Origin of the sequence: Fibrobacter sp. UBA4309 (assembly GCF_002395745.1) — a bacterium.
In the GTDB taxonomy this organism is placed as follows: domain Bacteria; phylum Fibrobacterota; class Fibrobacteria; order Fibrobacterales; family Fibrobacteraceae; genus Fibrobacter.
On record NZ_DGUN01000048.1, the window covers coordinates 30,957 to 45,476 of the forward strand.

The window sequence follows — 14,520 nt, forward strand, 5'->3', positions numbered from 1 at the left end:
ATGATTGCAAAGTCAAGATTGTTTTTTGCGTCTGCGGTTCTTGCGTTTTTCTTTGCCGCCTGTAGCGACGATTCTTCGTCTTCTGTAAACCCTATCCTGCTTCCGCCTGCCGATGAATCTTTCAATGCGGCTGCGGTCGAGGATTCTACCGGTGCCGAAATCGACCTGACCGCCATGGGGACCTCTTTCAAGTGCGACCGCGTCACGGAAGATTCCTCGCTTGTCGTGTCGAACGTGCTTTCGGGCCAGGTGGACGCCTGGACTGCCTCCATGGGCATCACGGTCGAGATTTCTTTCAAGGAAAACACGGATGCGGCGAAGAAGGTCGTCGAAGCGGTGAATAAAGAATACAGCTTCTCGGAATCGGAATTCCCGGCTGATGGCGGGGAAGATTCGGACCAGGTCCTGTTCCGCGGGACCAAGACGATTTCCATGTCGCTCCAGAAGTTGCCAGAATACATCATGTCGCATTGCGATACGTCCAAGGCCAAAAAGTCCGGTTCGGACAAGTCCGAGTCGGAAAAATCCGAAGACTAGCGCTTAAGACAGGAACAATTTCTATTCCCCCGGGGCTTTCCCGGGGGAATTTTTGCCTTTTAGGGGTGCCCCATTGTATTTTTTTCAATGGCAAGTTGCCATTTTGGGGCTTTTTTCGGGTAGAATAGGTTATTTTAAGACTATGCTGAACATCAACGAAATCAGTGACTACCGCGATCTGCTCAAGAACTACTATACCCAGCGTAAGCTGGATATGCCGTTGTATTCGTACAAGATTATGGGGCAGAAGCTCGGTCTCGAGACAAGCCAGATTTTCCGCGTGCTGAACAAGGAACTTCACTTGCCCAACCACAGCATTCCCCTGGCGAAGGATTTGCTGGACCTGAAGGGACGCAGTGGCGAGATTTTCGAAATCCTGGTGGCTGCGGCCAAGGCGAAGTCGCAGGTGAAAAAGGAGAAACTCTACAAGATGGCGCTTTCTCTCCAGGACGTGGATTTGCGCAAGTTCAGTGCCAGCGAATACCTTTTCTTGAGCAAGTGGTGGATCCCCGTGGTGCGTGCCCTTATCGAGATGAACGGGGGCCATGCCGAGGTCTCGCGCCTGGTAAAACAGATTTCGCCGGCTGTTTCGGAAGACCAGGTGCGCGAAGCCATAACGGTCCTGAAAGACTTGAAGCTTATAACCCCGCTCGCTTCGGAGCGCTATGCCGCGACGACGGCCAACTTTACGTCGGCGGGTTCCCCCACGAAGACGGCCGCTATCCGCAGCTACCAGAATCAGCTTTTGGCATTGGCGCAGAATGCGCTGGTGTCCGTGGATCCGGCGAAGAGGAATATTTCGTCGTTGCTCGTTGGTGTCGACGAAGACTGCTTTACAGAATTGAACGAGATGACGCTTGAATTCAGACGCCAGGTTCAGAAGCGTGTGGCCGAGGTGAAGAATGTCGACAGGGCGATGCAGTTCGTGTTCGCCTTCTATCCGGTCGCCGAGTTGTCCAAGGGTGCGCAGACTAAAAAGGTGGGGGTGAAAAGATGAAAAAATTGCTCCTGCTTTTGATGGTCCTCGCGCTCTGTGCCTGCTCCGACAAGGAAGTGGCGGGCATCAGCACGGTCGAGACGGAAAACGCGTACCTGATCCGCATTGTCCATGGGGATTCCCTGCCTGCTGCTAATGTCGTGGCCCGCGTCCGCTCCGCAAAATTTGTCCGCGATATCCCGGGTGATTCGACGGGTGCGGGATTCTATGCGGAATACGTGACGGATGCCCAGGGCTGTATCCGCGTAGACAGCCTGGCCGTAGAAGAAGCGACGATTGAGATTGTGGAAGAGGGCGAGGGCCTGTTCAAAAAAATCCATGCCGCAGATATCCAGAAAGGGGATTCTGTCCAGTTCGCCATGGAAAAGACGGGAAGCCTGCGCGGTAAGGTTTACTTGCCGAAGGGTGTAGACTTTGCGTGGGTACAGGTGTACGGAACGGATCGCCTTGTCAAGACCGATGGCGACGGGTTCTACGAGATGGATTCGCTGCCGCCGTATGATGGATATGGTTTGCGCTTTGTCGTGGGGGACAGCGTCGTGGAACAATCCACATCGGTCGACGCCGGCGAGGAGACTCATGCGAACGTCCTTGCGTTCGAACCGGATTCTATCCAGGTGCTCGACTTTGAATCTGCGGAAGAGCAGTTCTCGATCATGGAATACGGCTTGAGTGCGAAAGGCTACATGTCTTCTACGGATACGAGCGTGAAGACGACTCCGGCGGTGGAACTCATTCCGGAGGTTCGCGAGGATATTGCAGAGTTTATCGTAGATGCCGGGGCAGGTCGCGAAGGCAAGGCCCTTCATTGGGAATCTTCTGCAGGGCATGGCTTCTGGTCTTTCTATGGAATCTGGGTGTGCGAGGAGGAATCCCCGTGCGACTTGTCCGCGACGGATTCCATCGTTTACTATGCCCGCGGAACCGGGGTCGTCTCGGTAATATTTGAAACATTGGGCTCGGAAAATACCGAGGGCAAGACTCTTGCCTACGATACCCTCAAGACTGCCGACGAATGGACCCGTTACTGCATAAGGCCTTCGGATTTCAAGCCCCGCGACGACAAGTACGGTAACCTCGGCTGGGAGGTCATCAGCAAGTCGGTGACGACCATTTCGATTGCCGTTTACGATGACACGGAAATCTGGATAGACGACGTGGTGCTTTACGGTGTCAAGCCCAGCGATTTTATCGTCAAATAACTTTATTCGTAACCACACTCCATTCCCCTGGCCTTAATCCGCCTAGGGGAATTTTTCCTATTTGCACGCGGATGAGCCGGAGCGTCGGGAATCCGACTGCGGCTGTCATGTGGCGAACCTGCCTGTTCTTGCCTTCGATAAGCGTGAGGCGGACCCAGCTTGTGGGAATGTTCGCGCGGAACCGTACCGGCGGATTGCGTGGCCAGAGCCAGTCGGGTTCTTCGGCGATTTCTGCCTTGCAGGGCTTGGTATGGTAACCCTTGATGTCGACGCCCCTTTCCAGCTTTCGCACGGCTTCTTCGGTGATGGTCCCTTCGACTTGCGCAAGATAGGTGCGCGGATGTTCGAATTTCGGATCGAGCAACTTCTTGATTAGCGTTCCGTTGTCTGTAAGCAACAAGGCCCCTTCGCTGTCGTGGTCGAGCCTGCCCGCCGCATAGACTCCTGGCGGGAGCCCGAATTGGTCTAGGGCCTGGTGCCCTGCTTCGGGCGTGAATTGGCTCAGTACGCCGAAGGGCTTGTTGAACAGAATGACGGTAGACATTGCCGTAAAGGTAAAAAATAATATATATTAAGGGCATGATCGACATTTATGCTCTTGCAAAAAATCCGCTTGTATTCCAAAAGCAGAGGACCATCACCTCGGCCTATATCGACGTGTCCGGAAAGATGGGCATCGCGCAGACGGTACTCATGGTACAGGACAACTTCACCGAGAATTTCGGTGCCATCAAGCAGGACAACTTCTGCGTGAAGGAGAAGGGCGCCTACTGGGTTATCTACAAGGCGAAATTCAAGTTCTTCCAGCGTCCGTTCTGGCGCGACAAGGTGGTCACCACGTCGTTCCCTGCCGATAACGCCCCCATCCGCACGTACGAAAACACCGCCGTCACGACGCTGGAGGGCGAACCGATTATTCTCGCCGTGCAGGAGGCATGTTGCCTCGACCTGGACCGTCACCGCCCCGTAAAGCTTTCTGCGGTGGATTTCCCGATGGAAGGCGCTCCGGAGCCGTTTATGGACAGCAAGTTCACGAAGTTCCCGGTAGAACCCGCGGAATACGTGGAGGTCTACCGCCAGAAGGTGTTGCCCCAGCACATCGACATGTCTCACCACATGAACAATATCGAGTACGTGAAGCTTTCGCTGAACGTGTTCAGTTCCTCGGATTTGGAACTGTGCATCCCGTCGATGCTCGAAGTCCACTTTATGGGCGAGACGCACGAGGGCCAGGAAGTCAAGGTTTTCCGTGCCGACAAGATGGGCGCGACCTACATGAAAATCGAGGACGACGAAGGCCGCCAGGTTTTCGAGATGAAAATCAAGATGAAGTAGCCTAAACCAGGATATCGAAGAATTCAGGCCGGTGAAAATCCGGCTTTTCTGTTTCTATCGGGAATGCGCTCAGGTAGTGCGGAGTCTTTGCCTTGTCGGCGCACTTGTAGAGGTTGCCGCGCAGCTGTACGCCTTCGAACGAGGTGAGCCCGAACAGGCTTGCCGGAATGCGGACGCTCATGCCCCAGCATACGAAATCCCCGATGACGCTCGCGAGCTGTTTTGAACGTTGGACCTGGGCCAGTTGCGCGCTGTCCAGGTCGGTTCTATTATTGCGGTCTGTACCGCGGGCCGCCAACAGGTAGCCGCGGCTAGTCGTTTCGAAGTTGTAGTACTCGGCCGGATTCGCCGGATTCTGCAAAAATATTTCGATGCAGGAATCTTCCCAGCTGTGGCCGCCGTCTTCCATGACTTCGGCACGGAAACAGTCGATAGGTTCTTCGACGGAAAAATCAACCTGTAAAAATTCGTTGGAGGCGGTAATGGTGGCCATGACCGTAGGGAGTGCGATTCCCTGGTTTGCGGCCCAGTTCATGTTCGGTTTCAAGAGCATGGCTTTAATATAGTTGAATCCGTTTTGCGGTGTACAGGCGTCGGACATTTTTGGACACTTTTGAACATGCCTGCTACGGTAAAACCGCATAATTTGTCAAAAAACGGCTGTGGCGGATTGGCACGGCTTTTGCCTAAGGTAAATGCCCCGAGATGAGCGGCTAACTGGAGCCGTCCCGGGTTTTCTCAAAGATAGGAGGCCTTATGGCTGAAAAGAAAAACACAACAGAAAAAAATACAATCGAAAAAGATACGGCGGCGACGTCCGCCTTTGACTGCCTTGCGGTGACGCAGGTCTCGGTGTGGCCTTTTAAGGAAGGCCCGAACCTTGGACACATGAAGGGCATGGCCCAGATCGTCTTGAACGACCAGATCGTGATTCGCGGTCTTCGCGTGATGGAGGGCGAGTACGGAATGTTTGTCGGTTATCCGAACGACCCGTTCTACAAGGGCGAAGATTTCCGCAGCATCTGCTGCCCGATTACGCGCCAGCTCAAGGAACATATCGAGAACTGCGTAATTGAAAAGTACCAGTCTTCTTTGGCTGCCGTGTAGAGGTATCCCTTGTTCAAGCGCATCCGTTCTTACTGTCTGTTTGGGATAAAGGCTGTCCCCGTGAGTGTCGAAGTCGATGCTTCCCAGGGATTACCGGGGTTTACGCTGGTTGGGCTTCCCGACAACGCGGTGAGGGAATCCAGGGAACGTGTTGTCTCCGCGATACGTTCCATTGGAAAAGTGGTGACAGGTTTCCGTACTACGGTGAACCTGTCGCCGGCGGATTTGCGCAAGGAGGGGAGCGCTCTGGACCTTCCGCTAGCGATAGGGCTGCTGGTATCTACAGGCGAGTTGTCCATCTCTTGTCTGGATAAGTATGTCTTTGTGGGCGAGTTGTCTCTGGACGGTTTGTTGAAGCCGGTTAGAGGGGTTCTTTCCATTGCGATGAGCCTTGCAAGGGACGGTGGCGTTCTCGTGATTCCCAGGGGGAATGCGCAAGAGGCATCGCTTGTGGAAGGTCTTCGGTTCATTTGTGCGGATTCATTGAAGGAGTGCGTGGAGCATCTGGAAGCCGGGGGAGAATCCGGCGTGAGCGTTGCCGAAGGCATGAAACACTTTGTCGATGCGGAACAGAACGAAATTCCGGATTTCGAAAATGTGGTGGGGATGGAAGGGGTGAAGAGGGCGCTTGAAATTGCTGCGGCGGGCGCCCACAACTTTTTACTCGTGGGGTCGCCGGGCGCCGGCAAGACTTTGTGTGCAAGATGCCTGCCGGGAATCTTGCCGGAAATGACGGAGCAGGAAATTCTCGAGACGACGCGGATCCATTCGTGCGCAAGGCGGGCCGGGGATGCGGGGGAGTTCCGGCCGGTGGTGGTCCGGCCCTTCCGCACGCCCCACCATTCCGCATCGATGGTGTCGCTGGTGGGCGGCGGATCGCGCCTCGCCCCCGGCGAGGCGAGCCTTGCGCACAACGGCGTCCTGTTCTTGGATGAACTGCCGGAATTCAACCGCGGCGTGCTGGAAGCCTTGCGCGAGCCCATGGAAGAAGGCTCCATATCGGTGAGCCGGGCGAGCGGCACTGTCGTTTGGCCGGCGCGGTTCATGATGGGGGCGGCGATGAATCCCTGCCCTTGCGGTTTCGCCATGGATCCGAAACATGTCTGCACATGCCTGCCCGAAGCGAAAAAACGGTACCGCGACAAGATTTCCGGACCGCTGCTGGACCGCATCGACATCCAGGTCAGCGTGCCTCCCGTAGATACGCGAATGTTTGCCGGGAACCCGAAGGGGGAGTCGTCGGCCGCCATCCGCAAGCGGGTCTGTGCGGCAAGGAACATCCAGCGGGAAAGATTCGCCGGAACTTCCGTGAAGTCGAATGCCGAAATGTCTTCGAAGAATGCGCACAAGTTCGCGATGATGTCGGACTCCGTAGAGCGGTTCGCCATTGCCGCGGCCGAAAAAATGGCGCTGAGCGCCCGCGGGTATTACCGCCTGCTGAAAGTCGCCCGCACGATAGCCGACCTGCGGAAAAGCGAAAAAGTCAATATCGACGATATTTCTGAAGCGTTGCGCTATAGGGCCTACCGCTAGCGGTAGCCTTAGCGGCGAATCCTGATAGTCGATTCCGCCCCGGCGCAGTTGGAAATCGCGCAGGGCTTGCTGACGCTGACTTCGACCATCTGCGTCTTGGGATAATTGTCCAGAATGTGCTTGCCGGTTTCCATGACGAGAGTTTCTTCGAGCTGGAACTGCGAAAGGCGGATGAACTGAATCAAGTCATCCGCCAATTGTGCATAGTCTATGGAATGGGCCAGATCCTCGTTCCGGGCAGCCAGGGCAAAATCCAACCAGAGGCTTACGTTCAGTATAATCGGCTGTTCATTTTCCCTTTCGTAGGGGAGCGTGCCGATAATGCAGTCGAACTGCAGGTCCTTGATGCTGATTTTGCCGGCTTCGATTACCATACGAAGAGGACGATTGCCGCAGTCAGGGTCACGCCGGTGACACCGAACCAGATGTTACGGGCGGTGGCGTGAGAGTCACGAGTCTTCTTGTTCGTGCTCATGCGGGATTCGAGGGACTTGAGGCTGTAACCGGACCCCTGAGTCAGGTCGTAGTAGCTCATGGCCGCTACGCAAGAGGCGTCGTAGTTACAACGTTCGGCGACACCGGGTACCCATTCGTCGGAACCTTCTTTCTGGTATCCGTTCAGGATCTTGTCGTAGGTGTCGTAAAGTTCGTCATAGGCGTCGCCAGCCTTGTTGGCTTCCATGTGTTCCAAGACGCCGAGCACGGCACTGGTGGCAGAAACGACAGAAAGGGCAACGGCGCTCCAGAAGCGGACTTCGTCAGCAATGCCGAAACGGTCGGTGGCGTTTTCGCTGGCATCGTCGGCAGCGTCGCTGGCGGCGTACCTACGCCTGTCGGCTTCCCTGTTCGTCTCGTCCATGTCGCCGGCGACATCATATTCCTCTTCTTCTTCGTCTTCGCAATCCGGATCGTATTCGTCGCACTCTTCGCCGTTGCTGCTCGGAACTTCCGGAGCGGCTGCGGCTACCGGTTCTTCCTCTTCTTCCGGTTCTTCGGCAACGGGGGCCGCGGCCTTCAGTTCGACGGGGGAGCCGCCAATAAATACGATGGCAGAGGTCTTGCCCGGGATGTAGACGTTCTTTCCGTCGAAGTATACCTTTTCGAAATCGTCCTCGGCGCTCATGCCGCGACGCTGGTAAATCTTGGTCTTGACCACGGCGCTGTAGTCGGTTCCCTCGGGAACAGCGAGCGGGGTAAGGCCGTCCATGTCGCCCTTGCTTCCCTGGTACAGCTGGTATGTCGTTTCGTCTTCACCAAACGGGTCTACGAACTTCTGGCGGACGACCAACCGGCCCTCCTGGAGAGAACTGACCTCATCTGCCGGAGCGACCTTGAGTTCGCCACCGAATTCGGCGGTGATATAGTCGTCGGGTGTACCTACGTCCTGGGCGGAAAATTCATCAATATCATAGGCCCCGGCGAACGCGGTGGTCATGGAAAGGCAAATTGCCATCAAAAAAGAACGCTTCATTATATTACTCCGAATGGACTAATTTTCTAGGAAATATATAAAAAAAAAGCGAAATGAAAAAAAAAATAAGGAATTTGGCTATTTTGAGGGGCGAAATTTGCCCGGTCGCAAACATTAATATCGCTCGGATGATGTTTTATTGTGTTTTTCTGCGAAAAATGCTAATTTTTAGCCCGTAAATTTTAACCCTAAAAGAGGAATCCATAATGGCAAAGCTCTCTATCGAAGATCTCGAACTCGCCGGCAAGCGCGTGTTCATCCGTGTTGACTTCAACGTTCCGCAGGACAAGGTGACTGGCGAAATCACCAACACCAAGCGTATCGAAGCCGCCCTCCCGACCATCCAGTACGCTCTCGATCACGGTGCAGCCGTCGTGCTCGCTTCCCACCTCGGCCGTCCGAATGGCGAAAAGAACATGAAGTACACCCTCGCTCCGGTTGCAAAGAAGCTCGAAGAACTCATCAAGAAGCCGGTGAAGTTCCTCTCCGACTGCGTGGGTCCGGAAGTCGAAGCTGCCTGCGCCGCTATCAAGCCGGGTGAAATCATCCTCCTCGAAAACCTCCGCTTCCACATCGAAGAAGAAGGCAAGCGCAAGATCAAGAACGCCGATGGCACCGAAACTAAGGAAAAGGCCGACAAGGAAGCCGTGAAGGCATTCCGCGCAAGCCTCACCAAGCTCGCTGACGTCTATGTGAACGATGCTTTCGGTACCGCTCACCGCGACCACTCCTCCATGACTGGTGTTGAACTTCCGCAGCGCGCTGCCGGTTTCCTCATGAACAAGGAACTCAAGGCATTCGACCAGGTGCTCAACAATCCTCCGCGTCCGTTCCTCGCCATCCTCGGCGGTGCAAAGGTCGCCGACAAGATCCAGCTCATCAACAACCTCCTCGACAAGGCCGACAAGATCATCATCGGCGGTGGCATGGCTTTCACCTTCAAGAAGGTCCTGAACAACATCGAAATCGGTTCTTCCCTGTTTGACGAAGAAGGCGCCAAGCTCGTTCCGGATCTGATGGCCAAGGCCAAGGCTGCCGGCAAGGAAATCATCCTCCCGGTCGACTACATCGCTGCCGACAAGTTCGCTGCCGACGCTGCCACGAAGGCTGTCACTGACGCCGAAGGCATTCCGGCTGGCTGGATGGGCCTCGATGTGGGCGCTGAATCCACCAAACTCTTCGTGAACGCTATCAAGTCCGCCAAGACCATCGTCTGGAACGGCCCTGCAGGCGTGTTCGAATTCGAAGCTTTCGAAAAGGCTACCAAGGCTATGGCCGACGCTATCGTCGAAGCTACCGCTGCCGGCGCAATCACCGTGATCGGTGGTGGCGATACCGCTACGGCTGCCAAGAAGTACGGCGCCGACAAGAAGGTGACCCACACCTCTACGGGTGGTGGCGCTTCTCTCGAGCTTCTTGAGGGAAAAACCTTGCCTGGTGTAGCAGTGCTTACTGACAAGTAATTCGGATTAAATTCCTGGTTTTTATAAAGACTCCGCAATATTCTTTGCGGAGTTTTTGTTTTTAGGCGAATTACGCAAGTTCCATGTTTATTACGTCGTTGAGTACGTAGCTCGCTTGTAAATTTTCTATAATAATCTACATGAGCTTGATTGATAACATTGTCGTTTCCGGCGGAACGCACGGGAACGAACGTACGGGCGTATGTCTAGTAAAGAAATGGATGGAAAATCCCACCTGCTACGAGTCGCTTTGCAAGAGCGCGCGTGTGGAACTTGTGTTTGCGAATCCGGAGGCGGTGCGCCTCAACCGGCGTTATCGCGATTTTGACATGAACAGGGCTTTTTCGCAGACCTGCCTCGACGTGTCTGCAGAACCGCAACAGTACGAATTCCGCAGGGCGCGTGAACTGAACCGCATTTATGGACCGAAGGGACCGGATACCAAGACCGACTTGATTCTCGATGTCCACAATACGGGCTCGAACATGGGACTGTGCCTGATTCTTTCGGCGCGTGACCCGTTCACGATGAAGGCTTCCGCCGTGCTGACGCAGGAATTCGACGACGCCTGGATTTACTACCAGCCGGAAGAACGCAGCGCGTCACCGTACTTCGGCACCGTGGCGAAGGCGGACGTGTGCATCGAGATTGGCCCGCAGCAGCATGGCACGCTGGATGCCCGTTTGTTTGAGCGCACGGAAAAGCTGGTGAAGCGTTACCTGGAACTTGCGGACGAATGGAACCGCGGTGAACTGCAGAAACGGCCCCCGATTCCGGTGAAGGTCTATACGCAGTTGCGCGACCTCGGTTACCCGAAGGCGTGGACGGGCGCTCCCATCGAGGCGATGATCCACCCGGACTTGCTGGGGAGAGACTATCGCGAACTCCGGAAGGGCGACAAGCTGTTCCGCACGTTTGACGGGAAGGACATTTTGTACGAAGGCGAGGCGGACGGTCGCGAGAGCGTGTGGCCTATCTTCATCAACGAACCCGCGTATTACGAGAAGGACATCGCGATGAGCCTGACCGTGAAGAGCGTGGAAATGTGGTAATGAGTCTTCCTGAGCCCATTCGACAAGCTCAGGGTAAACTCCGAGGCGAAGCCTCGAAGTCGAAGGATCCAGAAAAGAATGTTTGACTTGGAATGAAAAATATGAACGAATTTGATATGAGTGGCGTGCCGGGCGAAGAACTTTCCATGATTCCCGGCGAGGAACGGCTACAGAACTTCATGGAACTGATCGAACGTGAAAGGACCCTGCCCTGGGAATCCCGCCTTTCGGATATCCTCGATTCCTTCGAGGACTTCTTGACGATTCGTCCTGAACCGCCGCAGTCCTGGCAGGACAACTACGCTGCCAGCGGCAAGCAGTTCGACTACTACCAGATTGTGCTGCCCAAGGATTTCGAGGATCCGTACGAAGACGACCTCGGCAACATCCGCCGCCTGCGCGGGGAATTTGAACGCGAACCATCCACGATGGCGCTGGAACACGAACTGATCAGCCGTAATTATTTCGTTTACGAAAACGGCCATGCCGAACCGATTCCCGCCCCGCGTCCGATGCTCATGCTCGAAAGCCAGGACAGGGATGACGATCAGGAAGAACAGGAAGGCGACATCACCTGGGACTGCTGTATCAGTATTTTTGCCGATGGAAGTTACATCGCCTACAACCTCGATAATGACGATGAGGAGGTCCTGGGCGAAGATTTTAAGGCGGTTTTTGAAAAACACATCAAAACCTTGTCTAAAATGCAGCTGGTAATCCCCATCGAGGGACGTGATTATGGTATATTAAGGAGTGATGCGTAAGGACTGGATGACATTTTTGTTCGCGATAACCCTGCTCTGCGGCGGGGCGTTTGCGGATTTTATCCAGAGCCCGATTCCGCCGAGTTCCAAGCAGAACTTTTTCCGCGATACCGATGGCGATGGCCGCATGGACCGTGTCGAGATTCGTTTTTTGGGCACGCTGACGCCGGAATACCTTTCTGAAATGGTCGACAGCCTTGTTTTTGACTGGCTTGATACGTCCGGTATCAGAAGACGCTATGTCGTTCCGGGAAGCCAGATGGAAATCGATTCCGCCAATTCGCGTCTTGTCCATGTGAATTTGGAACAGCGGCAGAAGGGATTCCTGATGCTTACTGGCCGGTCCCGAATGGATTATGCCGGTACGGCGTATGGCAATGCCCATCTGTACGTGTCGGACTCCGTGGAATACGATGTCAATATTCGGGACGGCATGGCGCCGACGATATCTTTTGCCCACCTGAAAAGTTACAGGGGCAAGGGGACCGACTCGCTTTCCCTGGTCTTCACGGAAAACATCGAACTTATCGAAGGGTGCAACACCTTCCTGGAATTCAAGAGCGAAGATGACGAGACGGCTCGCGTGTTGCCCACCAGCTCCGTTCATTGGAACTATTGGATGACGGAAGCGGTCGTGGAACTCCCTGAAAACTTGCTGGAGGCAGAACGGATTTCGACAAGGGATTCTATCCGCCTGTTGAGCGGATGTGCCCGTGATACCTTAAAGAACGTGGTGTCGAACGCGTTGAAGTTTTTCCCGGTACAGGGATTTTATCCGTTCGCTGCGAAATACCCGGTGTTGGCGGTGGACCGCCAGCAGATAAAGAACCTGCCGGTTTTCCAGGTGGAATTCGCGGATGCCGCCGAGGAAGTCGAGGATTCCGTTTGGAGAGTCTCGCTCGACGTGGCCGGTCCGGAATTCGAGAATGCCCTGAAGGATGTTTTGGGCATGAACGAAAAGGCGGCCGTAGACATGTCGAAACTGGTTGTCCGGTTCAACGTGAAAATCTACACGAACCTCGGTTCGTACGTGGTCGGGACGAAGGCTACCGTGAATGGAAACGACCCTCGCATAAAATATTCCCCGACAAGGCTTTCGCTCCGCTGGAATATGATGGACGGGAAGCGTCGCCGCGTGGCTACGGGCGCTTATCTTATGAGCATCCTCCTGTCGATTGAGTATGATGGCAAGGTCGTGTACCGTAATGACCAGGTAGTGAACGAGACGTCCCATACGTTTGGCGTAATGCGGCGTTAGGTAGTCATGCTTCCCCTTGAACAGGATATATATAGGCGATACAGGGCGATTGTCGAGGAATCCTGCGGCGTGCTCCGCGCATTGCCGACAAATCCCCCGCGCAAAGTTTGTCTGGCCGACATTATCGACCGCTACGATGCATTTTGCTTTGATGGTTACGGCACGCTGTACAACCGGGGCGATTTCGTGTACCCGGGTGCGAAGGAGTGGTTTGCCGCGCTGAGACGTGCGGGGAAGCAAATCCGTCTGGTCACGAATGCGGCTTCGAACCTGGACCAGGCCCTCGCGGACGAGGCGGATGCCCGCGGGTTCGATTTCACCGTCGCAGAAGCGATTTCTTCCGGTAGCCTGCTGAAGGGCTGGCTGTCGGGCCTGCCTGCGGGTGGCTCGCCTTTTGCGGCTGGCCGAGAGGTCTTTTATATCGGGCGAGCGACGGGCGTGAACGTGCTTGCCGAATGCGGGATTGCTGCCGTGGAGAATCCGGCTTCGCCCGTGGTGGCGATTTCTTCTTCGACGGCGACGGACGAGATGTACGCGCAGGCCGTATCTATCTTGCGCCGGCCCGGAGCGTTGCTGCTTGTCTTGAACCCGGATGCGTGGGCCCCGCGGATTGACGGAACTCGCGCGCCTGTTTCGGGCGAACTTTGTGAACGCCTGCGCCGGGAGACGGGCTGCGCTGCGGAATATTTCGGCAAGCCATTCCCCGGAATATGGCAGAAGGTCCGCGCGACCTTGCCCGCGGGCGCGAAGGCGGTTATGATTGGCGATACGCTCGGGACGGATGTGTACGGCGCGTATGTCGCGGGTTTTGACAGCGCGCTTGTTGTCGGGCGCAATGAGCCGGCGGCAGAACTGGATGCCGACGAGAAACTGCTGGGCGTGAGGCCTACTTATTACCTGGAACCGTAGCGGAATCTGTTGCGGGCTTGGCTGCGGAATCTGCGGGCGCAGCCGCGGGTGCCTGCTGCTCGCCGGGCTTACCTGAAACGATTACGTATAAAGTATCATGGACCGTGACCGTGTCGTGAACGAATACGGTGTCGTGGGCGCATGCCGGCTTTGCGGGGACCGCCGTTGACGACGATGTGGCGCTCGATGAGACAGCTGCGGACTTCGCGTCTTTCTGGACCTTCTCCTTTTCCTCGATTTGCTTGGCGAGCTTTTCGCGCTTTAGCTTAAGTTTGTCGAGTTCTTCGCGGATGTACTTCTTGTTGTTGGCGCGGCGTTCGCGGGAATACTTGCCTTCGAGCGTTCCGATTTTCTTGTCCAGTTCGCGAAGTTCGTCGTACTCTGGGCCTTCGCCGACAACGGTTGGCGAGGGGGAAAAGAAGTCCTTGAACTTTTGCCACATGGAACGGTCATCGGCATGCAATGCGGTTGTCGCGCAAAGGGCGATGGTGGCGAAAAGGGAAACGTTTTTGCGGAAATGCATGCGACAATGATAGAAAAATTTTCGGCTCATTTTGCCACCTTTCTCCGTTTTAAGGATAGGGACGCCTTCAAAGTCTCCTTAAAAAATTACCCGCTTTACATATACACGTGAAATAGGTGTAATATAAAATCACTAGGAGATTTTTATGAGCAAGCACATCAAGACACCGACAATCGGAGAAATTCTGAACGAGGAGTTCTTTACGCCGAATAAAGCATGCCTAGTGGACCCTATCGGGCTTGCAGCCCTCCAGGGTGACATTCGGGTCTGGATCCTTCGACTCCACTGCGTTCCGCTCAGGATGACGCATGGGCGGGGGTTTTAGGGGGTGTCCCCCTAGGCGTTGAACCGACCCCAAAAAGTTGGACA

Annotated in this window: 16 protein-coding genes; 11 read left to right on the top strand and 5 right to left on the bottom strand. The window is 55.1% G+C overall.

Annotation, left to right across the window (positions count from 1 at the left end; all coding sequences use genetic code 11):
• The 3 genes from B3M32_RS05980 to B3M32_RS05990 all read left to right on the top strand — a co-directional run bounded on the left by B3M32_RS05980 (position 1) and on the right by B3M32_RS05990 (position 2,736).
• Entirely contained in the window at positions 1-537 is a 537-nt protein-coding gene (locus B3M32_RS05980; protein WP_290744198.1) for a hypothetical protein, read from the top strand.
• Positions 538-679: 142 nt separating this feature from the next.
• A complete protein-coding gene (locus B3M32_RS05985; protein WP_290744200.1) occupies positions 680-1,534 on the top strand; it encodes a DUF4423 domain-containing protein in 855 nt (284 codons plus the stop codon).
• Entirely contained in the window at positions 1,531-2,736 is a 1,206-nt protein-coding gene (locus tag B3M32_RS05990; protein WP_290744202.1) for a hypothetical protein, read from the top strand. The genes B3M32_RS05985 and B3M32_RS05990 overlap by 4 nt, the downstream gene beginning before the upstream one ends.
• Here B3M32_RS05990 and B3M32_RS05995 read toward each other — a convergent pair.
• A complete protein-coding gene (locus B3M32_RS05995) occupies positions 2,729-3,280 on the bottom strand; it encodes a pseudouridine synthase (RefSeq protein WP_290744204.1) in 552 nt (183 codons plus the stop codon). The two genes, B3M32_RS05990 and B3M32_RS05995, sit on opposite strands and share 8 nt — an antisense overlap.
• Positions 3,281-3,315: 35 nt before the next feature.
• Here B3M32_RS05995 and B3M32_RS06000 point away from each other — a divergent pair, with 35 nt between their 5' ends.
• Positions 3,316-4,071: an acyl-[acyl-carrier-protein] thioesterase gene (locus B3M32_RS06000; RefSeq protein WP_290744206.1), complete on the top strand. Its 756-nt coding sequence runs from the start codon at positions 3,316-3,318 to the stop codon at positions 4,069-4,071.
• A 1-nt stretch (position 4,072) separates the two neighbouring features.
• Here the strand turns inward: B3M32_RS06000 and B3M32_RS06005 are convergent, their stop codons facing one another.
• Positions 4,073-4,624 (bottom strand): carbohydrate-binding family 9-like protein, encoded by a 552-nt coding sequence (locus tag B3M32_RS06005; RefSeq protein ID WP_290744208.1) that lies wholly within the window; start codon positions 4,622-4,624, stop codon positions 4,073-4,075.
• Positions 4,625-4,827: 203 nt separating this feature from the next.
• Between B3M32_RS06005 and B3M32_RS06010 the strand changes: the two genes are divergently transcribed.
• Both B3M32_RS06010 and B3M32_RS06015 read left to right on the top strand, forming a co-directional pair.
• Positions 4,828-5,178, top strand: coding sequence for a SpoVG family protein (locus tag B3M32_RS06010; RefSeq protein ID WP_290744210.1), 351 nt, complete (start codon positions 4,828-4,830; stop codon positions 5,176-5,178).
• A 9-nt stretch (positions 5,179-5,187) separates the two neighbouring features.
• Positions 5,188-6,711, top strand: a complete 1,524-nt coding sequence (locus B3M32_RS06015) for a YifB family Mg chelatase-like AAA ATPase (protein WP_290744212.1) — start codon at positions 5,188-5,190, stop codon at positions 6,709-6,711.
• 8 nt (positions 6,712-6,719) lie between these two features.
• Here B3M32_RS06015 and B3M32_RS06020 read toward each other — a convergent pair whose 3' ends face one another.
• Both B3M32_RS06020 and B3M32_RS06025 read right to left on the bottom strand, forming a co-directional pair.
• Positions 6,720-7,085, bottom strand: coding sequence for a dihydroneopterin aldolase (locus B3M32_RS06020; RefSeq protein ID WP_290744213.1), 366 nt, complete (start codon positions 7,083-7,085; stop codon positions 6,720-6,722).
• Positions 7,079-8,182, bottom strand: coding sequence for a hypothetical protein (locus B3M32_RS06025; RefSeq protein ID WP_290744215.1), 1,104 nt, complete (start codon positions 8,180-8,182; stop codon positions 7,079-7,081). The genes B3M32_RS06020 and B3M32_RS06025 overlap by 7 nt, the downstream gene beginning before the upstream one ends.
• Positions 8,183-8,388: 206 nt before the next feature.
• Between B3M32_RS06025 and pgk the strand changes: the two genes are divergently transcribed.
• The 5 genes from pgk (at position 8,389) to B3M32_RS06050 (ending at position 13,628) form a co-directional block, all read left to right on the top strand.
• On the top strand, positions 8,389-9,645 hold the full coding sequence (gene pgk, locus B3M32_RS06030) for a phosphoglycerate kinase (RefSeq protein ID WP_290744217.1): 1,257 nt from the start codon (positions 8,389-8,391) through the stop codon (positions 9,643-9,645).
• 140 nt (positions 9,646-9,785) lie between these two features.
• Positions 9,786-10,697: an aspartoacylase gene (locus B3M32_RS06035; RefSeq protein ID WP_290744219.1), complete on the top strand. Its 912-nt coding sequence runs from the start codon at positions 9,786-9,788 to the stop codon at positions 10,695-10,697.
• 101 nt (positions 10,698-10,798) lie between these two features.
• Positions 10,799-11,461 (top strand): hypothetical protein, encoded by a 663-nt coding sequence (locus B3M32_RS06040; RefSeq protein ID WP_290744221.1) that lies wholly within the window; start codon positions 10,799-10,801, stop codon positions 11,459-11,461.
• A complete protein-coding gene (locus B3M32_RS06045; protein WP_290744223.1) occupies positions 11,454-12,719 on the top strand; it encodes a hypothetical protein in 1,266 nt (421 codons plus the stop codon). The genes B3M32_RS06040 and B3M32_RS06045 overlap by 8 nt, the downstream gene beginning before the upstream one ends.
• 6 nt (positions 12,720-12,725) lie before the next feature.
• Positions 12,726-13,628: an HAD-IIA family hydrolase gene (locus B3M32_RS06050; RefSeq protein WP_290744225.1), complete on the top strand. Its 903-nt coding sequence runs from the start codon at positions 12,726-12,728 to the stop codon at positions 13,626-13,628.
• Here the strand turns inward: B3M32_RS06050 and B3M32_RS06055 are convergent.
• Positions 13,606-14,151 (bottom strand): hypothetical protein, encoded by a 546-nt coding sequence (locus tag B3M32_RS06055; protein ID WP_290744227.1) that lies wholly within the window; start codon positions 14,149-14,151, stop codon positions 13,606-13,608. The two genes, B3M32_RS06050 and B3M32_RS06055, sit on opposite strands and share 23 nt — an antisense overlap.
• Positions 14,152-14,520 lie beyond the last annotated feature (369 nt).

Excerpts from the sequence above, each read along its gene's own strand:
- B3M32_RS06000 (WP_290744206.1), top strand. The coding sequence starts at position 3,316 with ATGATCGACATTTATGCTCTTGCAAAAAATCCGCTTGTATTCCAAAAG.
- B3M32_RS05995 (WP_290744204.1), bottom strand. The coding sequence starts at position 3,280 with ATGTCTACCGTCATTCTGTTCAACAAGCCCTTCGGCGTACTGAGCCAA.
- B3M32_RS05980 (WP_290744198.1), top strand. The coding sequence starts at position 1 with ATGATTGCAAAGTCAAGATTGTTTTTTGCGTCTGCGGTTCTTGCGTTT.
- B3M32_RS06045 (WP_290744223.1), top strand. The coding sequence starts at position 11,454 with ATGCGTAAGGACTGGATGACATTTTTGTTCGCGATAACCCTGCTCTGC.
- B3M32_RS05985 (WP_290744200.1), top strand. The coding sequence starts at position 680 with ATGCTGAACATCAACGAAATCAGTGACTACCGCGATCTGCTCAAGAAC.
- B3M32_RS05990 (WP_290744202.1), top strand. The coding sequence starts at position 1,531 with ATGAAAAAATTGCTCCTGCTTTTGATGGTCCTCGCGCTCTGTGCCTGC.
- B3M32_RS06010 (WP_290744210.1), top strand. The coding sequence starts at position 4,828 with ATGGCTGAAAAGAAAAACACAACAGAAAAAAATACAATCGAAAAAGAT.
- B3M32_RS06055 (WP_290744227.1), bottom strand. The coding sequence starts at position 14,151 with ATGCATTTCCGCAAAAACGTTTCCCTTTTCGCCACCATCGCCCTTTGC.
- pgk (WP_290744217.1), top strand. The coding sequence starts at position 8,389 with ATGGCAAAGCTCTCTATCGAAGATCTCGAACTCGCCGGCAAGCGCGTG.
- B3M32_RS06040 (WP_290744221.1), top strand. The coding sequence starts at position 10,799 with ATGAACGAATTTGATATGAGTGGCGTGCCGGGCGAAGAACTTTCCATG.
- B3M32_RS06035 (WP_290744219.1), top strand. The coding sequence starts at position 9,786 with ATGAGCTTGATTGATAACATTGTCGTTTCCGGCGGAACGCACGGGAAC.
- B3M32_RS06005 (WP_290744208.1), bottom strand. The coding sequence starts at position 4,624 with ATGCTCTTGAAACCGAACATGAACTGGGCCGCAAACCAGGGAATCGCA.
- B3M32_RS06020 (WP_290744213.1), bottom strand. The coding sequence starts at position 7,085 with ATGGTAATCGAAGCCGGCAAAATCAGCATCAAGGACCTGCAGTTCGAC.
- B3M32_RS06025 (WP_290744215.1), bottom strand. The coding sequence starts at position 8,182 with ATGAAGCGTTCTTTTTTGATGGCAATTTGCCTTTCCATGACCACCGCG.
- B3M32_RS06050 (WP_290744225.1), top strand. The coding sequence starts at position 12,726 with ATGCTTCCCCTTGAACAGGATATATATAGGCGATACAGGGCGATTGTC.